Here is an 18243-nt window from a genome sequence, read left to right on the forward strand (position 1 = left end):
GCTCGGCGCCGGACTGCTCGGGGCCAGGACCCCGCCGACCGGCCGGGCCGAGGCCGGCCGCCGGAGGGGGGCCCCGGAGACCGGACGGTCGGACCGGGTGCCACCGGCCTCCGGCGGGCCGGCGTGGGCCGCCCACGGTCGTCCGGGCGCACCGGGCCCCGGCACCGGGCCGTGCGGCGACGCGGCGGCGGGCTCCCCCCGGTGCCGGGCGCGCCGTAGCCACCGGCCGCCGCGTGTGCGGACCGGACGCGAACGAGCCACGCGGCTGCGCCGGGATGGCGTTCCCGGACGGCTCCGGCGCGAGGGCGACGCGGCGGTTGCGGTGCTCGAGCGCCGGGTTCCAGGCGTCGAGACCGCGACGGCGCCGTCGGGGTACGGGCGCGACCGTGCGGGGTCCGGACGCTCCTCGGGCGCGGCGGAGCCCTGTCCGCCCCGGCCCCGGCGGCCGTCGCGTCGGGCTCGGTGCCGGGCCGGTCGGACCCGTCGAGATCGTCCGCGCCCGGTCGGACTGCGGACGCAACCGACGGCGAGACGCCGCCGGTGGACCTGCTCACCTCTGGCTCCACGCCTGCTTGGTCGCGCGGACGAGGCGGTCCTTCAGTTCACGGGTGTGCCGACGGCTGACCGCAGCTCCGCGGTCTCCGGGCCGGTCCGATGCGCACGACGTAGCCGGACCCGGCCACCGCAGCTCGGTGACCAGCGGCAGCGCCACCAGGAACGAGCGGTGGATGCGCACGAAACCGGCGTCGCGCCAGCGGTCCTCGAGCACCGACAGCGGGATCCGGACGAGGTGGCTGCCCTCGGTTGTGTGCAGCCGGGCGTAGTCGCCCTGCGCCTCGACACGTAGCGCACGGCGGACCGCGGTACCAGCTTGGTGGTGCCGGCCAGCTCGACGGGGATGACCTCGTCGTCGCCGCCGGTCTCCTCACGCACGGTCTCGACCGGCCCGCTGCGACGGGTCGACAGGATCCGGTCGAGCGCGGCGGAGAGGCGCTCGGTGCGCAGCGGCTTGAGGAAGGTAGTCGATGGCACCGACGTCGTAGGCGTCGACCGCGCGGTCGTCGTGCGCGGTGACGAAGACGATCGCCGGCTGCACGGCCATGTTTTGCAGCACCCGGGCCAGCTCCAGGCCGTCGAGACCGGGCATGCGGATGTCGAGGAACACGGCGTCGATGTCGGTCTGCTCGGCGACGTCCGCGCCGCCCCCCCGCCGGCTCCCGCGGCCGCCCCGGCCCGGCGGCCGTTCAGGATGCGCAGGGCCTCGGTGGACTCGCCGGCCTTGAGGACCGTCGCGACGCGCGGGTCCTCGTCGAGCAGGTAGGCCATCTCCTCGAGCGCGGGCTGCTCGTCGTCCACCGCGAGAACGACCAGTCCGCGAGTGGTGTCGTTGCTGTCCACGATCTCCTCATCCTGCTTCCGGGCCTGCGCCGGGAAGCCCATCCGCTCGATGATCGCCCGGCGCCGCGACCATGGTGACGTGCCGACGCGCGTGATGCCAGGGCACGAACCGGATCGGTGACCGTCCGGACACGGGGTGCAGCGCGGCCGTGGTGCGCACGGTCACCGGTGTCACAGCCCGTAAACGGGCCCACGCCGCCCTCGTTCGAGGGCGGAGCGGAGAGCAGCTCGTGCCGGCCCCGGCGATGCCGCCGGAGAGGCCGGCCTGGGCCGCGGACCCGCCGGCGCCGAGACGGGCGAGCAGCGGCCTGCGCTGCTCCACCGGGCTGCTCGGCATCGGGGAAACGTTCGGTCAGGACGTCGTGGGCGCTGCCGATGCCGTCCACCAGGCCCAGCTCGCGGGCCCGCTCGCCCAGCCACACCTCGCCGTCGAACAGCTCGGTGTCGGTCGCGAGCCGGTCGCCACGCCGCTCGCGCACCCATCCGGTGAACCGGTCGTGCAGCTGTTCCTGCAGGCCGGTGAGCCAGCGACGTCCTCGGACCGCTCGGGCAGGAACGGGTCCAGCCGCGACTTCGACCCGCCCGCGGTGTGCAGCCGCCGGGAGACACCCCATCGCTCGATCAGGCCGTCGAGCCCGAACCCGGCGCTGATCACGCCGATCGAGCCGACGATCGAGGTGGAGCAGGAGTAGATCTCGTCGGCGGCGCAGGCCAGCCAGTAGCCGCCGGACGCGGCGACGTCCTCGCAGAACGCGAGCACCGGCACGTCCTTCTCCGCCGCCAGCGAGCGGACGCGGTCCCCGATCAGCTGGGACTGGGTCGGCGAGCCGCCCGGGGAGTTGATCACCAGTGCGACAGCGGCGAGCCGCTCGGGCGCGAACGCCCGTTCCAGCACCTTCTCCATCGACGAGATGTTCAGCACCTGCCGCGGTACCGACGCGGCCTGAGCGCTGATGACGCCCTGCATCCGCACGACCGACACCACCGGAGGGCCGACCGACTCACCCAGCCTGCCGGGCAGACGGGAGGTCACCGCCGCGGGAATACGCAGGACGTCCATGCCGTCCCACCGTACGCGCGAGCACAGGGTGACGTGGTGTGACCGGATCGGCACAGCTCGCGACCACCTGGTTCACCCGTACGGCCCATCAGATGGCCAGAGGGTCCCACGGATGCCCGCCGGTCAGGCCCGGATGCCCGCCCGGAACTTCGGCACCCGCAGCGTGATCTTCATCCCGGCGCCGATGTTGGTGTCGACGACGAGGCCGAAGTTGTCGCCGAAGGCCGAGCGCATGCGGTCGTCGACGTTGCCGAGGCCGACGTGCGCGCCGGAGAGGTGGGCGTCGTCGAGGTCCTCGTTGAGCCGGGCCGGGTCCATGCCGACGCCGTCGTCCTCGACGACGATCACGCACTCCGACCCGGCGTTCTCCGCCCGGATGGTGACGGTGCCGCCGTTGGGCTTGCCGGACAACCCGTGCCGGACCGCGTTCTCCACCAGCGGCTGCAGCGCGAGGAAGGGCAGGACGACGTTCTGCACCTCCTGGTCGATCTGGAGCTTGATGTTGAGCCGGTTCCCGAAGCGGGCCTTCTCCAGCCGGACGTAGCGCTCGATGTTGTTCAGCTCGTCGAGCAGCGTCGTGTACTCACCGGCCGAGCGGAACGAGTACCGGGTGAAGTCGGCGAACTCGATCAGCAGCTCACGGGCCCGCGCCGGGTCGGTGCGGATGAACGAGGCGATCGTGGTCAGTGCGTTGTAGACGAAGTGCGGGGAGATCTGGGCACGCAGGGCGCGGACCTCGGCGCGGTTGAGCCGGGCCCGGGAGTCGTCGAGCTCGGCGAGCTCCAGCTGGCTGGAGACGTAGCGCGCGACCTCGCCGGTGGCCCGCAGCACCGGCGGGCCCGCCGTCGACGGGGTCAGCGCGGCGAGCGTGCCGATGATGTTCCCGTCGCTCTCCAGCGGGACGACGACGATCCCCCGCACCTCGCAGCCGGGCTGGTTGCACTTGATGGAGGTGTGGCTCATCAGCTCCATCCGGCCGGTCCGGACGACCGTGTCGGCGAGCGTCTGCACGTCCTGCTGGTGCTGGTCGGCGGTGCCGTCCCAGCCCAGGACCGTCCCGCGGGAGTCGGTCATCGCCATCGCCGTGGTCTCCAGCAGCTGGCGCAGGTACGGCAGCGCCTGCGACGCCGAGCGCGACGACAGCCCCTCGCGCAGCACCGGCGCGGCCAGCGCGACCGTGTGCAGCGCGGAGAACGTGGCCTTGGCCAGCGGCGAGACCATCGTGTTGCGCCGGTTGCGCTGCCACAGGAAGAAGAACACCGCGACCACGCCGACGACGACAGCCACCACGAGCAGCAGCGCCATGGACGGGGTGAGCGTGGTGGATCCGTCCACGACTGCGAGCACCCCCGTTCCCGCGCCCGCCACTAGCGCACCAACCGGGACAGGCGGCGGTCGGCGAGCGGTTTCCCCCCGGTCTGGCAGGTCGGACAGTACTGGAACGATCTCTCCGCGAACGACACCTCGCGCACGGTGTCGCCGCAGACCGGGCAGGGCAGCCCGGTGCGGGCGTGCACCCGCAGCCCGGAGCGCTTCTCCCCCTTGAGCTCCGCGGCGCCCTGGCCGACCGAGCGGGCCACCGCGTCGGACAGCACGGCGTGCAGCGACTCGAACAGGGTGTCCCGGGCTGCGGCGTCGAGCCGGGACGCCGTGGCGTAGGGCGACAGGCGCGCCGTGTGCAGGATCTCGTCGGAGTAGGCGTTGCCGATGCCGGCGAGCGTGGACTGGTCGGCCAGCAGCGTCTTGAGCCTGCGGTTGTCGCCGTCGAGCAGCTCGTCGAGACCGGCCCGGCCCAGCTCCAGCGCGTCCGGACCCAGCTTCGCGATGCCCGGGACCTGCGCCGGGTCGTCCACCAGGTACACGGCGAGCCGCTTCTGGGTGCCCTGCTCGGTGAGGTCGAAGCCCGGCCCGCCGACCTGGTCGAGGTGCACCCGCAGCTGCAACGGGCCGCGGCCCGGCTTGGGCGGGGTGACGCCCGCGGTGGTGTGCCAGCGCAGCCAGCCGGCCCGGGACAGGTGCGTGACCAGGTGCAGCGGGCCGCTGTCGGGGCGGTCGTCGAAGTCGACCGACAGGAACTTCCCGAACCGCGACGCCCCGGTCACCACCCGGCCCACCAGCGCCGACACCGGTGGGTCGAACGTCTTCAGTGCGCTCATCGAGGCCAGGTCCACCCGGGCCACCGGGCGGTACACGGCGTGCTCACGCAGGTGGTGGGCCAGGGCCTCCACCTCGGGCAGTTCGGGCACCGCGACTCCTAGTTGATCGGCTGCAGCGGGCTGTCCGCGTGGCCGGGCGTCGACCGGTTCTTGAGGCTGCGCACGACCACCTTGGTCTCCTCGCGTGCGGTGGCGAGCCCGCGCACCATGCCCGTCCACTTCTCCGGGGGCAGGTCGTAGCCGCCCTGGGTCTTCGCGGTGATCGTGAACGGCCTGCGCAGCAGCCAGCGGAACGGGAAGAAACCCAGTCCGACGATGACGACGAGCCAGTAGAACCAGGGGAAGACCACCCCGCCGGGCACCCAGACGACGAGGACCAGCCAGAAGAACACCAGCGTGCCGAGGATCAGCACGACCGCGCCGTTACCCGCGTCGACGTCGTGCTCGAACTCGTCACCGACCGCCGGCGTGGTCCACTCGATCCGCCGGCTCACCTGCCATTCACGGTAGTCCGCCGCGATGACCGTCTTCGTCGTCAAGGTGTCCGCTCCCCTGCCCCGGTACCGCCCACGATGTTCCCACAGGCCACCGACAGATCCGAGACCTCACGCGCCCGCCGCCGCGTCGCGATCCCCCGTCTCCCACGTACGGGCCGCTCGTACGAACCTTTCGTGCGAACGGCCCGCTCGGACGGACACGAGAGCCGGGCCGAGGAGGGCGCTGCGGTGGGTCAGCAGGCGGGCTCGGCGGGCTCGCGTTCCGGGGCACCGGGGGCCAGCAGCTCCGAGCGGGTCAGCACGACCGGGTCCGGGCCGTCGTTGCGCAGCTCGTTGGGCCTGCCGTCCTCCAGGAAGAACGCCTCCCCCGGGCCGAACGGGCGCGGCTCGCAGGAGTCGGCACGCTGCACCGTCACCGTGCCGGACCGCACGACCGAGATCACCGTGCCGGGGTGGCGGACCCAGCCGCTCGCCTGGCCCGGCTGCAGCACCTCGGTGCGCACGAGCAGCTCGGCGGGGCCGGGCGTGGAGATGTCGACCGGGCGGTCGAGGCGCCCCCGGGCGTCGGAGCCCGCCTGGGTGACCGGCACGTCCGGGACGCCGGGGAGCGCGGGCTCCGTGGTCGGCGCGGGGGCGGCGGACGACGGAACGACTTCGCTCTCGTGGCCGAGCTGCCCCGGCTGGGCACACCCCGCGAGCAGGGCGGCGGTCGCGACCAGCAGGGCCGGTCCGAGAAGGTGACGGGCGAGCGGCACGGGCGGTGTCCCTCCGGGCGCGATGCGTGATCGCACCGCACGCTAGTGGCCGATCACCACGCGAGCGGCAGCCGGGTCGTCCCGTTGATGAAGTTGGAGGTCAGGCGGCGCACCTCCCCGTCGAGCCGGGCCGGCGGCAGGCGCAGGAACGCGGTGAGGAAGGCCCGCATCTGCATCCGGGCGAAGTGCGCGCCCAGGCACAGGTGCGGCCCCTGCCCGAACGCCAGGTGCTCGTTCGGGGAGCGGGTGATGTCGAAGGTGTCCGGGTCGGCGAAGCGGCGCTCGTCGCGGTGCGCCGAGCAGTGGTAGACGACGACCTTGTCCCCCGCCGCGATCTCCGCGCCGTTCAGGACGTGGTCGCGGGTGGCGGTCCGGCGGAACGTCAGCACCGGCGGGTGCCACCGCAGGATCTCCTCGATCGCCGACGGCAGCAGCCCCGGTTCCGCGCGCAGGCGGGCGTAGGCGTCGGGGTGCCCGACGAGCGCGAGCACCCCGCCCGGCAGCGCGCTGCGCACCGTGTCGTTGCCCGCGATGACCAGCAGGAAGAAGAACATGTGCAGCTCGGGGCCGGTGAGTGCGCGGCCGTCGACCTCGGCGTGCACCAGTGCGGTCATGACGTCGTCGCCGGGCTCGGCGCGCTTGCGCTCGGCGAGGGCGTCGGCGTAGCCGAACATGTCGGCCAGCGCGGCCGGGGAGCGCGGGTTCACCGGTGGACCCTCGGCCGCGTGGTCCGGGTCCTGGTAGCCGATCACCCGGTTCGTCCAGTGCAGCAGCATCGGGCGGTCCTCGACCGGCACGCCGAGCAGGTCGGACAGGTTCTGCAACGGGAACTCGTCGGTGACCCGCCCGACGAGCTCGCAGCCGCCGTCGTCGCGTACGGCGTCCAGGAGCGCGTCGGCGCGGCGCTGCACCGCGGCGGCGAACCCCTCCAGCCGGCGACGCGTGAACGCCCCGGTGACCAGCGTCCGCAGCCGGACCTGCTCCGGCGGGTCCATGTTGAGCACCATCCGGCGCAGGAACGGCAGGTCGGCCGGGTCCGGGTCGCGGATCTGCGTCGCCCCGAGCGACGACGAGTAGTCGGCCGGGCTGCGCAGGACGTGCCGGACGTCGTCGTAGCGGGTGACGGCCCAGAATCCGGGTCCGGCCGGCCACGGGCCGACGGCGTGCTCGTCCTGCCAGGAGACGGGCGCGGCGTCGCGCAGCAGCCGCAGCGCATCGTGCGGCACCCCGCGGGCGAACACGCGCGGGTCGAACACATCGGTGTCGATCTCGTCCGGGTCGACCCCATCGGGGCCGCTCACCGGTTCGCGACCTCGATCAGCGTGTCCGCGTGGCAGGGCACGTCCTCGGCGCACCAGCAGCACAGGTCCTTGCCCGCGAGCTCGGTCCGGGCCCGTTCGACCAGGTCGGGGCGCTCGTCGAGCAGCCAGCGGCGGTGCGCGGCGATGGCCGGTGCCCGCCCCATCTCGCGCACGTCGAAGGGGTTGCCCCACGGTCCGGGCCGGGTGACGAGCACCGCGCCGTCGGGTTTGCGCCACCCCTTCGTGCGACGCAGCCGGATCCGCCGTGGAGTGCTCACGACCCGCACCGTAATCAGGTGGCGCAGCTCACGGCCAATCGCTTTGCATTGCGCAATGCATCGGCGCATGCTTGCGCGAGTCAACTAGTTGCGTGATACATGCACTACCGAGAGGGGGTCCGCGATGAGCACCGCACAGGCTGCCACCGCCGAGCCCGCCGACGCCGACCTGGAGCTCGCCGACTCGATCGTCCGGGAGCTGTTCCTGCTGGTCCGCCAGGTGAAGCGGTCCGGTGAACGGCACCGCCCCGAGATGATCGTCGACATGGCCGCGTACCACGTGCTGGCCCATCTCCACTTCGGCGGCCCGCAACGGGCCGGCGAGGTCGCCGCCACCTTCCACTCCGACCCCTCCACGATCAGCCGGCAGGTGTCCGGCCTGGTCAAGGCGGGTCTCGTCGAGCGGCGCGCCGACCCCGGCGACGGGCGCGCCTCCCTCCTCGCCGCGACGGACGAGGGCGTCCGCGTGATCGAGACCGAGCGACGCCGTCGCGCGCACGTCATCGCCACCGTGCTGGCCGCGTGGAGCCCCGACGACCGGCAGGCCCTCACCGGCCTGCTCGGCCGCTTCCTCGACGACTATCAGACCTTCGAAGCACAGGAGTCCTGAGAATGTCCACCGCTGCCGCCAGTGCGCAGCGCCCCGCCGCCACCTCCGGCGACGGCGAGCTGACGCACCGGCAGATCCTGACCGTCCTGGGTGGACTGATGCTGGGCATGTTCCTGGCCGCCCTGGACCAGACGGTCGTCTCGACCGCGATCCGCACCATCGCCGACGACCTGTCGGGCCTCAACCTGCAGGCGTGGGCGACGACGGCCTTCCTCATCACCAGCACCATCACCACGCCGCTGTACGGCAAGCTCTCCGACATCTTCGGTCGCAAGCCGCTGTTCATGACCGCGATCACGATCTTCCTGATCGGGTCCGTGGCCTGCACCCTGGCCTGGTCGATGTACTCCCTGGCCGCGTTCCGCGCCCTGCAGGGCCTCGGCGCCGGCGGCCTGATGTCGCTGGCGCTGACGATCCTCGGCGACATCGTCCCGCCGCGTGAGCGTGCCCGCTACCAGGGCTTCTTCCTGGCCGTGTTCGGCACCTCGAGCGTGATCGGCCCGGTCATCGGCGGCCTGCTGTCCGGTGTGGACAGCATCGCCGGCATCGACGGGTGGCGCTGGATCTTCCTGGTCAACGTGCCCATCGGGCTCGTCGCGCTGGTCGTCGTCCAGCGGGTGCTGAACATCCCGCACGTCCCGCGGCCCGCACGGATCGACTGGCCCGGCGCGCTGGCGCTGGCGCTGTGCCTGGTGCCGCTGCTGATCGTGGCCGAGCAGGGCCGCGAGTGGGGCTGGGGTTCCACCTCGTCGATCGTCTGCTACGTCATCGGTGGTGTCGGCCTGCTGCTGTTCCTGCTGGCCGAGCGTGCCTACGGCGACGCCGCGCTGCTGCCGCTGCGGCTGTTCCGCACCGGCATCTTCTCGCTGTCCGCGGTGCTCAACCTGCTCATCGGTATGGCGATGTTCGGCGGCATCGCGCTGCTGCCGCAGTTCCTGCAGATCGTGCACGGCGCGACGCCCATCGAGGCCGGCTTCATGATGCTGCCGCTGGTCGGCGGGATCATGGTCGCATCGATCCTCTCCGGCCAGCTGACCTCGCGCACCGGCCGCTACAAGATCTTCCCGGTGATCGGCACCGCGTTCATCACGATCGCGATGGTGCTGCTGTGGCAGACCGTCACGCCGTCGATCCCGATCTGGCAGCTCGACCTGACCATGGCCCTGCTGGGCCTCGGCCTGGGTCTGTGCATGCAGACCCTCGTGCTCGCCGTGCAGAACGCGATGCCCGCCCGCGACATGGGTGTCACCACCTCCTCGGTGACGTTCTTCCGGCAGATGGGCGGCACGCTGGGCACCGCGATCTTCCTGTCGGTGGTGTTCTCCACCGCCGGCGACAAGATCGCCGACGCCATCCGCACCGCGCTCGGCACGAGCTCCTTCCGGGCCGCGCTGACCGACCCCGCCGTCGCGGCCGACCCGGCCAACGCGCAGGTCGTCGGGGCGCTGCAGTCCGGTCAGGCCGGCGGCCTGTCCACCTCGGTGCTGGCCGACTCCTCGTTCCTGCAGCGGATCGACCCGCGGCTGGCCGCACCGTTCCAGGAGGGCTTCACCAGCGCGATGACGCTGGCGTTCCTCATCGCGGCCTGCGTGATCGCGGTGGCCTTCGTCCTGGTGCTGTTCGTCAAGGAGCTGCCGCTGCGCACCATGTCCGGTGCGCAGGCCGCCCGGGCCGAGGCCGCGGGCCAGGGGGCCGCCGCCGCGTCGGTCCCGACCGAGGCGCTCGGGACGGTCGCGCCGGCACCCGCCCCGGCCGGGCGGGTCGACGGCGGTGGGCGCGGAGCGGACATCGCGCCGCCCACCACGCCGCTTCCCGTCGTCGCCCGGCAGGAGCCGCCGCACCCGGCGCCCCGGCCGCGTCCGCACAACGGCACCGTCGGTGACGCCGCCGCGGCCGCGGGCCTGGACCACCTGCACTCCGCGGGCGGCGACGGCCCGGCCGTCACCGGACGGGTCCAGGGCGGCACCGGCACGCCGGTCACCGGGGCGGTCGTCACCGTCACCCGGCTGTCCGGCGACCAGGTCGGTCGCACCACGACCGACGACGACGGCCACTACCGCATCGCCGTCGACCAGCCCGGACGCTTCCTGGTGGTGGCGGCCTCGGCGGCGCTGCCGCCGCACGCCGCCACGGTCTCGGTCGGCACCGAGCCGGTCCGCCACGACGTGCGGCTGTCGGTCAGCAGCGGCATCCGCGGCACCGTGCTCGACGCCGCGGGCACCCCGCTGCCCGGGATCACCGTCTCGCTGATCGACCACGGCGGCGACGTCGCCGCGGCCGGCCGGTCCGGTGAGGGCGGCCGCTGGGCGCTCGACGGCGTCCCGGCCGGGCGCTACACGCTCACCGCCGCCGGCGAGGGCGTCGACCCGGTGGCGGTCGGCGTCGAGGTGCCCGGCTCCGGCACGGCGGTCCAGGACCTGCGGCTGCCGCAGCGCTCCCGGCTCACCGGCCGGGTCACCGCGGCCCCCGACGGGCACCCGGTGGCGCACGCACTGGCCACGCTGATCGACGCCGAGGGCGCCGTCGTCGGGTCGCGGCTGTCCGGCCCGGACGGGGCCTTCGCGTTCGAGGGCCTGCCCGCGGGCAGCTACACCCTCGCGACCAGCGGCTACGCCCCGGTCGCGACGGTGGTCGCGCTGGAGCCGGGCCGGGTGACCCACTCCGACGTGGAGTTCCCGCTCCCGCTCGACGGACAGGCGTCCACGAACGGCAACGGGTCCGCGTCGAGCAACGGCAACGGGCTCCAGAACGGCCGGCACGTCCGGGAGGGCGAGCAGGGTCTGCGGGGCGAGGCGCACCGCTGACCCACCCGTCCGTGTTCCACGTGGAACGCCCCGTTCCTCCCGTCACGGGAGGGGCGGGGCGTTCCGCCGTCTACAGCGCGATCGCCGCGCCCACCCCGGACCGGGGGTCGACCGCGGCGTGCAGCGTCCCGGGCCCGCCGCCCCCGGGGACGGCGGCGCCGGTCCCGACCGCGCACATCCGGCCCAGCGCCCAGGCGCCCGCGTCGTCCACGACGTGCCCGCGGCGGGTCAGCCCGGCGAGGGTGCCGGCCCCGAGCCGGGACTCGACGACGAGCCCGTGCGGCTCCCAGCCGCGCGGCGCGAAGGACGCGGGGAACGCCGTCGAGTGCCAGGTCGGCGCGTCGATCGCGGCCTGCAGGTCCAGACCACCGTGCATCAGCGCGAGCAGGAAGGCGAGCTGCCACTGGTCCTGCTGGTCCCCACCCGGCGTCCCGAACGCGAGTGCGGGCTCGCCGTCGCGCAGCGCCAGCGACGGCGACAGCGTCGTGCGCGGCATCCGCCCGGGCGCCAGCGTGCTCGCGAGCCCCTCCTCCAGCCAGAACATCTGGCCGCGGGTGCCGAGGCAGAAGCCCAGCGCCGGGATCGTCGGCGACGACTGCAGCCAGCCCCCCGACGGCGTCACCGAGATCATGTTCCCGGCGGCGTCGACGACGTCGACGTGCACCGTGTCCCCGCGGGCGACGCCGTCCCGCGACACCGTCGGCTCGCCGGTGCCCGGCCCCTCCGTCCCGGAGCCGCGCCCGGCGCCCGGGGTCGCCGCGTAGTCCCCGATCCGGGGGGTGCGTCCGCCCGGCGAGCCGGGTCGCAGCCCGCCGTCCGAGGCCGGGCCGATCAGGCCCCGCCGGTCGTCGGTGTAGGCGTCGGAGAGCAGGTCGGCGAGCAGGTCGGGGGTCGCGCCGTCGCCGTACCAGGCCTCCCGGTCGGCGAAGGCGAGCTTCGCGGCCTCGGCGGCGGCGTGCACCGTGTCGAGGGTCGCGACACCGCCGGGCAGCTCCAGGTCCAGGCCCGCCAGCAGCCGCAGCTGCTGCAGCAGGACCGGCCCCTGCGACCACGGGCCGCACTTCGCGACCGACCAGCCGGACCCGGCGTCGGCGACGAGCGCGTCCTCGTAGTGCGCCGACCAGCCGGCCAGGTCGTCGGCGGTGAGCAGGCCGGTGTGGTCACGCCCGGTCTCGTCCCGGACCGGGGTCGCGGCGAACCGGCCGATCTCCTCGGCGACGAACCCGCGGTACCAGGCGTCGCGGGCGGCGTCGATCCGCGCCTCCCGGCTCGGGCCGACGGCCTCGTCGAGCAGCCGGCGCCAGGTCGCGGCCAGCACGGGCAGCCGCACCCGCTCGCCCGCGGCGGGGACCCGGCCGTCGGGCAGCCAGGTCGCCGCCGACGACGGCCAGTGCGTGCGGAAGTGGTCCGCGACCGTGCCGATGGCCGCGGGCACCCGCGGGACCAGCGGGAACCCGCCCGCGGCGTAGCCGAGCGCCGGTGCGAGGACGTCGGCGAGCTCCCAGGTGCCGTGGTCGCGCAGCAGGGTCAGCCAGCCCTCCCAGGCCCCGGGGACCGTCGCCGGGAGCAGGCCGGTGCCGGGGACGATCGTGCAGCCCAGGTCGCGCACCCGCTGCGCCGTCGCGGCGGCCGGTGCCACGCCCTGGGCGCACAGCACCCGAGGGACGGGGTCGGTCGCGGTGACGAACACGGCGGGCAGCTCACCTCCCGGCCCGCACAGGTGCGGCTCGACCACCTGCAGCACGAACCCGCAGGCGACGGCGGCGTCGAAGGCGTTCCCGCCCCGCGCCAGCACCGTGGCCGCGGCGGCGGTGCCGAGATGGTGGGTGCTGCTGACCGCACCGTGCGGCCCGATCCGGTCGTGTCCTCTGGGTGCCACGACCCGGATCCTCACACGCCCGCGTGTGCCCCGCGGACCTCAGGCGGGGTCGCGCAGCTCGCTCACCAGCGGGACCTCCAGCACCCGGTCCGAGGACATCCACTCGCGCAGCGCGCGGGTGGCCAGCACGTCGTCGGTGTTGTAGCCGAGCAGCCGCTCCCGCTGGACCGGGTCGGGCTCGCCGCCGTCGAGCGCGACGGCGTCGCGGTACCAGCGCATGGAGTTCTCCCCACCCGCCTCCGGGTCCCGCCAGGAGAACCCGGCGGCGGGGGCGATCTTCTTCAGCCCCTTGCCCTGCGCGCACAGGAACCAGGTGGAGACCACGCCGTAGAGGTCGACCCAGCACGGGTCCGCGACGAACGCGCGCACCTCGGCCTCGGTCGGCACCCCGGGCATCCCGGCGAACCGCTGCGCCGAGGCGATCATCCAGCGGTTCTCGGCCTGCTCGTTGTAGCAGTAGGCGGCGAACGTGCGCCCCGACGCGAGCGTGGCGGCGCGCAGGCCCGCGAACCAGGTCCAGAACTCCCCGAACGAGCGCCCCTCGTCGCGGGTGGGCAGCGGGTCCCAGGTCGCGAACGCCCGGTAGCCGGGCTCCGGGTCCCCGTCACGGGCACCGCCGGGCAGCGTCAGCAGCGCACCCCACAGGTAGGCCCCGGACTCGCCGAAGCTCTCCATGTCGACGTCGACCTCGACGTCGGCGCGCGTGACCGGCACCCGCGGCACCCGGCGGGCGACGGCGAGTCCCCGGCGGCGCGCACGGGCCAGCGCCACGAGGTCGGTGAACGGCGGCCCGGGCAGGGGGCCGGTCAGCTCGGCGGGCGGGTCCGCCGGGTCCAGCCCGGCCAGCCCCGCGACGGTCACGACGCCCGACTCCCGCAGCAGCCGCGCCGTCTCGCCGTGGGCGACCAGGCTGACGTCGTCGACCTGCTCCAGCTCGGCCTCGCACGTCGGCCACCAGGGGCAGCGGCGGCACTCGGTGATCCGCGACGGCGCCGCGAGCGCGGGCCCGCCGGTCGCCGCGGCCCGGGCGACGGCGGCCCGGTCGGTGAACCGCGCGTCGTACTCCTCCAGCGTGGACCGCCCGCCGGGCCAGTGCCCGGCCCGCAGGTCGTGCCAGACGACCACGTCGGCGTCGAGCCCGATCACCCCGCCGAGCCGCGGGGCCGACTCCGGCGGCGCCCAGCCCGCGGCCTCCAGCAGCCGGGTCAGCTGGGCCAGGGCCAGCAGGTCGCGCGGCTGGGAGCGGACCTTGCGGTCCGGGTCGTGCCGGGCGCGCTGCGGCCACGGGTCGGTGACGGCGGTGGTGCGCGCGCCCTCGCCCGGATCGGTGATCCGGCGGCGCACGACGAGCAGCGGGGCGTAGCCCCCGGTGGGCGTGCGCACGAGCAGCTCCGCGGTGCCGCGCCGGTCGCCGTCGACGGGCAGTACCGCACCCCAGACCAGCGGTGCACCGGCCGCGACGAGCTCGGCCGTGCGCTCCGCCCGGGCCGCCCGCGGACCGGCGCCGGTCCCGGTCGGCCCGGCCGCGCCGTCCGGCCAGGTGCTCGCCCAGTCCGCACCCCAGGTGCGCGCGAGCAGCTCGCCGATCCGCACCCGGTGCGCCGCCGCGTCGGCCCGGCGCTGCTCGATCGCCGGGTCCGGGAGCGCCCGCGGCCGCTCCGCCGCCGACGGGTCGTGGTCCAGGTGCACCCGGCGGCGGCACCCGCTCAGCGCCGCCGCGTCCAGCAGGACACGGGGTGCGGTACGCGGTCCGGTCGAGGTGCTCACGGCTCCCGAGGGTAGAGACCACCCCCGACAGGAACGGATCCGCGTGACGCCCCGTTCCCCCACCCGGGTGGTGTCGGTCCTGCGCGCGCGGTGGGCGGGGCCCTAGGCTGCGTCGACACGGCGATCATCTGCCGAGCCGACCCGGGAGGACACGACATGGGACTGCTGCGCAGGAAGCCGAGCGCGGGCGAGCGCGCCGCGGCGGCGACCAGGGAGGCGGCGGTCGATGCGTCGGAACGGGTGCAGTCGGCCACGGTCCAGACCCTCGAGTACACCCGCGAGACCGCCGACAAGGCCGCCGAGAAGCTGCACCAGCGCGCGGTGAAGGCCCGGAAGAAGGCCGAGGCGGCGTCGCGGCGGGCGGAGAAGGCCGGCCGCCGGGCCGCGCGCAGCACGCGTCGCGCCGTCGGCGAGGGCACCGCCACCGCGAACAGCCTGCTGAGCTCGGCCGACCTCAAGGCCCGCTCGGCCGACCGGAAGGTCGCCAAGGCGGCGGCGAAGGCCGACGCGGGCGCCCGCAAGGCCGAGGCGAAGGCCGCGCGCGCCGCGGAGAAGGGCAGGCTCAAGAGCGAGAACCTGGCCGCCAAGCAGGCCGAGCGGGACCGCGCCGCCCGCGAGTGGAACGCCAAGAAGGTCCAGCGGTACCTGGGCGTGGCGAAGATCGTCGCGCCGCTGCTGGCGCCGTACGCGATGGCCGCGGCCGGGTCGCTGCGCCACCGCCTCGACGACCACCGTTCCCGCCGGCTCGGCGTGTCCCCGGACGAGCTGGGCGGCTACTCCGGCCCCGGCGGACGGCTGCACGCACGGCTGTCCCGGATCGCGCGCACCATCACCGAGCTGCGCGAGGACGGGACCGTCGAGCGCGACCAGGCGGCGAAGCGGTTCGCCGACGAGACCGAGCCGCGGCTGCACGACCTCGCCGCCGCCGTCCGGGCCGCGGAGAACATGCCGGCCGCCCGCCGCAAGGCCGCGTACCGCACGGTGTCCGCGGACCTGGACCGCATCGAGGTCCGCCTGCTCGACCACCTGGGCGTCCGCTCCTGACCCGCTCCGTGGGCCCGGCACCGGCCGGGCCCACGGCGACGCTCAGCCCGCGCGGTACCGATGCGCGCTCCGCCTGCGCTACGCGCGGTAGGTCTCCAGCAGCCGCAGCCACACCTCGCTGATCGTGGGGAACGCGGGCACGGCGTGCCACAGCCGGGCCAGCGGCACCTCACCGACCACGGCGACCGTCGCCGCGTGCAGCAGCTCGGCGACCCCGGGCCCGACGAACGTGACCCCGAGCAGCACCTCACGCCGCGGGTCGACGACGGCGACCACCCGGCCGGACCAGTCGTCCGCGGTGAGTGAGGACCCGGCGACGGCGATGTCCATGTCGACCACCCGCACGTCGAGCCCCTCGGCGCGGGCGGTCGCGGCGGTCCGGCCCACCCAGGCGACCTCGGGGTCGGTGAACACGACCTGGGGCACCGCGTGGTGGTCGGCGGTCGCCGCGTCCTCGCCCCAGGGGGTGTCGTCGAGCGGGCGGCCCGCGGCGCGCGCGGCGATCGCGTGCGCGGCGATCCGGGCCTGGTACTTGCCCTGGTGGGTGAGCGGGGCCCGCCCGTTGACGTCGCCGACGGCGTAGAGCCAGTCCCCCGCTGCGAGCCCCGAGTCGTCGACGGCGATCTCCCCGCGCCGCCCGAGGCCCACCCCGGCCGAGCCGAGGTCGAGCCCGTCGGTGGCCGGACGACGCCCGGTCGCGACGAGCAGCCGGTCCACCTCGACCTCGTCCCCGCCGCCGACCAGCACCGTCGCGTCCCCGCTCCGGCGCACCTCGTCCAGGCCGGTGCCCAGCCGCACGTCGACGCCGGCCTCCCGCAGCCCGGCCGCGACCCGCTCGGACGCCTGCGGCTCCGCGCCCGGCAGCACCCGGTCGCCGTGGTTGAACAGCGTGACCTGCGCGCCCAGCCGGGCGTGGGCCAGCGCCATCTCGCAGCCGACGACGCCGCCGCCGAGCACGCCGAGCCGGCGCGGGACCTCCCTCGCCGAGGTCGCCTCGCGCGAGCCCCAGTACTCGACCGTGTCCAGCCCCGCGACGTGCGGGACGACCGGCACGCTGCCGGTCGCGACGACGACGGCGTGGCGCGCGGTCACCACGGTCTCGGTGCCGTCGGCCGCGGTCACGACGACGCGCTTCTCCCCGGCCAGCCGGCCCCGGCCGCGCAGCACCGCGGCACCGGCGCCCTCGGCCCACCGCACCTGGCCGCTGTCGTCCCAGTCGGAGGTGAACGTCGTGCGGCGTTCGAGGACCTTCGCCGGGTCGAACTCGGCCCGCACGCCGGGCAGCCGCCGGGCGTCGGCGACGGCCTGCGGGGTGCGCAGCAACGCCTTCGACGGGATGCACGCCCAGTACGAGCACTCCCCGCCGAGGAGCTCGGCCTCCACCAGCACCGCGGACAGGCCGGCGTCCACCGCGTAGCCCGCGGCGTTCTCACCGACCGGGCCCGCCCCGATCACGACGACGTCGTAGCTCTGCTCGCTCATGGCACCGAGCTTCCCGCTCCGGGGCCGTCCCATGTCACCCCGGCGCCGGACTGTCACCCCAGGGCGGCGACCGCGTCCCCCAGCTCGGTGTCGCCACCGCGCAGCTCGAGGGTCAGGCCCGCCGACTGCGGAGCCGTGAGCAGCGCGGCGACGGTCGCGGCGGTGTCGTCGCGGGTCACGTCGCCGTACTCCACCGGCGGCGGGGCCAGCACCACCCGGCCGGTGCCCGGGTCGTTCGTGAGCCTCCCCGGGCGCAGGATCGTCGCGTCGAGCCGGCCGTCGGCGCGGACCGCCTCCTCGGCGGCCTTCTTCGCGCGGATGTAGGCGGCCCAGACCTCGCCGCGCTCGGGGTCCGGCTCGGCGTCCACCCCGGTCGAGGAGATCAGCACGTAACGGCGGATCCCGGCGGTCGCGGCGGCGTCGGCGAGCAGCACGGCGCCGTCGCGGTCGACGGTCTCCTTGCGCTCCACCCCGCTGCCCGGCCCGGCCCCCGCAGCGAAGACGACGGCGTCGGCGCCGGTCAGATGCCCTGCGAGGTCCGTCGCGGAGATCTTCTCCAGGTCCGCCACGACCGGGCTCGCCCCGGTGGCCGCCACGTCGTCGGTGTGGTCGGGGTTGCGCACGATCGAGCGCACCGTGTGTCCCTGACCCGTGAGCAGTGTGGACAGTCGCAGCGCGATCTGTCCGTGTCCTCCGGCGATCACCACGTCCATGCGGCCACGCTAGGCCGGACGGCTGCTCACCGCCTGTTCGGCTTGAGCGTCCAGACGATCGTCATGGCCCCGGTCTGCACACCCTGGGCGTCGGTGATGGTGACGTCGACGGTGAACTCCGGGCGCGTCCCGGCGTCGAGCTCGGCGAGCACCTCACCGGCCGGACGGGTCAGCACCGCCTCGGCGCGGAGATCTCCCTTGGCGAGCTTGAGGTAGCGGATCTCGGACCGGACGACCAGCGGCACGGCCCGGTCCCCGGCCGAGGCGAACGCGGCCAGGCCGACCGCGCCGGACGCGGTCTCGCCCAGTCCGAACATGACCGCGGCGTGCGGCCCGCCGACGTGGTTGTGCTGGTCGGACCGGTCGGGGAGGAACGCCTCGACCCGGTCGGTCGTGATCGATCCGAAGGTGATCCCGGCGGTGCCCACCCACGGCACCGCCTGCGTCATCGCGTCGGCCACCCAGCTCGCGTCATCAGCCATGACCCGACCCTACTCGT

16 protein-coding genes and 1 pseudogene are annotated in these 18243 nt (G+C 74.9%); 3 read left to right on the forward strand and 14 right to left on the reverse strand.

The window, feature by feature from the left end:
• Positions 1-550 precede the first annotated feature (550 nt).
• The 9 genes and pseudogenes from KPF22_RS01520 to KPF22_RS01560 form a co-directional block, all read right to left on the reverse strand.
• On the reverse strand, positions 551-814 hold the full coding sequence (locus tag KPF22_RS01520; protein ID WP_224402357.1) for a LytTR family DNA-binding domain-containing protein: 264 nt from the start codon (positions 812-814) through the stop codon (positions 551-553).
• A gap of 111 nt (positions 815-925) precedes the next feature.
• The gene (locus KPF22_RS01525; protein ID WP_308010352.1) at positions 926-1165 is read right to left on the reverse strand and encodes a response regulator; all 240 of its coding nucleotides are present in this window, start codon (positions 1163-1165) and stop codon (positions 926-928) included.
• A 417-nt stretch (positions 1166-1582) separates the two neighbouring features.
• Positions 1583-2458 (reverse strand): annotated as a pseudogene (locus KPF22_RS01530) (S49 family peptidase); the annotation flags it as partial.
• A 123-nt stretch (positions 2459-2581) separates the two neighbouring features.
• A complete protein-coding gene (locus KPF22_RS01535; RefSeq protein WP_224401013.1) occupies positions 2582-3793 on the reverse strand; it encodes a sensor histidine kinase in 1212 nt (403 codons plus the stop codon).
• 32 nt (positions 3794-3825) lie between these two features.
• Positions 3826-4704: a DNA-formamidopyrimidine glycosylase family protein gene (locus tag KPF22_RS01540; protein ID WP_224401014.1), complete on the reverse strand. Its 879-nt coding sequence runs from the start codon at positions 4702-4704 to the stop codon at positions 3826-3828.
• 8 nt (positions 4705-4712) lie between these two features.
• The gene (locus KPF22_RS01545) at positions 4713-5153 is read right to left on the reverse strand and encodes a hypothetical protein (RefSeq protein WP_073573757.1); all 441 of its coding nucleotides are present in this window, start codon (positions 5151-5153) and stop codon (positions 4713-4715) included.
• 191 nt (positions 5154-5344) lie between these two features.
• The gene (locus KPF22_RS32890) at positions 5345-5866 is read right to left on the reverse strand and encodes a cupin domain-containing protein (RefSeq protein ID WP_208820375.1); all 522 of its coding nucleotides are present in this window, start codon (positions 5864-5866) and stop codon (positions 5345-5347) included.
• A 53-nt stretch (positions 5867-5919) separates the two neighbouring features.
• Positions 5920-7167 carry a cytochrome P450 gene (locus KPF22_RS01555; RefSeq protein ID WP_224401015.1) on the reverse strand — a complete coding sequence of 416 codons (1248 nt, stop codon included), beginning with the start codon at positions 7165-7167 and terminating at the stop codon, positions 5920-5922.
• Entirely contained in the window at positions 7164-7445 is a 282-nt protein-coding gene (locus KPF22_RS01560) for a DUF4326 domain-containing protein (RefSeq protein WP_224401016.1), read from the reverse strand. The genes KPF22_RS01555 and KPF22_RS01560 overlap by 4 nt, the downstream gene beginning before the upstream one ends.
• A 124-nt stretch (positions 7446-7569) precedes the next feature.
• On the opposite strand from KPF22_RS01560, the gene KPF22_RS01565 reads away from it, so the two are divergent.
• Both KPF22_RS01565 and KPF22_RS01570 read left to right on the forward strand, forming a co-directional pair.
• The gene (locus tag KPF22_RS01565) at positions 7570-8055 is read left to right on the forward strand and encodes a MarR family winged helix-turn-helix transcriptional regulator (RefSeq protein ID WP_062399130.1); all 486 of its coding nucleotides are present in this window, start codon (positions 7570-7572) and stop codon (positions 8053-8055) included.
• Positions 8056-8057: 2 nt separating this feature from the next.
• The gene (locus KPF22_RS01570; protein WP_224401017.1) at positions 8058-10859 is read left to right on the forward strand and encodes an MFS transporter; all 2802 of its coding nucleotides are present in this window, start codon (positions 8058-8060) and stop codon (positions 10857-10859) included.
• Between the two features lie 70 nt (positions 10860-10929).
• Here KPF22_RS01570 and KPF22_RS01575 read toward each other — a convergent pair whose 3' ends face one another.
• Positions 10930-12738: a gamma-glutamyltransferase family protein gene (locus KPF22_RS01575; protein ID WP_208820381.1), complete on the reverse strand. Its 1809-nt coding sequence runs from the start codon at positions 12736-12738 to the stop codon at positions 10930-10932.
• Between the two features lie 39 nt (positions 12739-12777).
• On the reverse strand, positions 12778-14505 hold the full coding sequence (locus KPF22_RS01580; RefSeq protein WP_208820383.1) for a TM0106 family RecB-like putative nuclease: 1728 nt from the start codon (positions 14503-14505) through the stop codon (positions 12778-12780).
• Between the two features lie 156 nt (positions 14506-14661).
• On the opposite strand from KPF22_RS01580, the gene KPF22_RS01585 reads away from it, so the two are divergent.
• A complete protein-coding gene (locus KPF22_RS01585; RefSeq protein ID WP_208820385.1) occupies positions 14662-15549 on the forward strand; it encodes a DUF6474 family protein in 888 nt (295 codons plus the stop codon).
• Between the two features lie 78 nt (positions 15550-15627).
• Here KPF22_RS01585 and KPF22_RS01590 read toward each other — a convergent pair whose 3' ends face one another.
• Genes KPF22_RS01590 through KPF22_RS01600 form a run of 3 tightly spaced genes read right to left on the reverse strand, consistent with a single transcriptional unit; the run spans position 15628 to position 18226 of the window.
• Entirely contained in the window at positions 15628-17031 is a 1404-nt protein-coding gene (locus KPF22_RS01590) for an NAD(P)/FAD-dependent oxidoreductase (protein WP_208820387.1), read from the reverse strand.
• Positions 17032-17084: 53 nt separating this feature from the next.
• On the reverse strand, positions 17085-17744 hold the full coding sequence (locus KPF22_RS01595) for an SDR family oxidoreductase (RefSeq protein ID WP_161152049.1): 660 nt from the start codon (positions 17742-17744) through the stop codon (positions 17085-17087).
• 26 nt (positions 17745-17770) lie between these two features.
• Entirely contained in the window at positions 17771-18226 is a 456-nt protein-coding gene (locus KPF22_RS01600) for a DUF4442 domain-containing protein (protein WP_083474440.1), read from the reverse strand.
• Positions 18227-18243 lie beyond the last annotated feature (17 nt).

The organism is Pseudonocardia sp. ICBG1034, assembly GCF_020131375.1.
Lineage (GTDB): Bacteria > Actinomycetota > Actinomycetes > Mycobacteriales > Pseudonocardiaceae > Pseudonocardia > Pseudonocardia alni.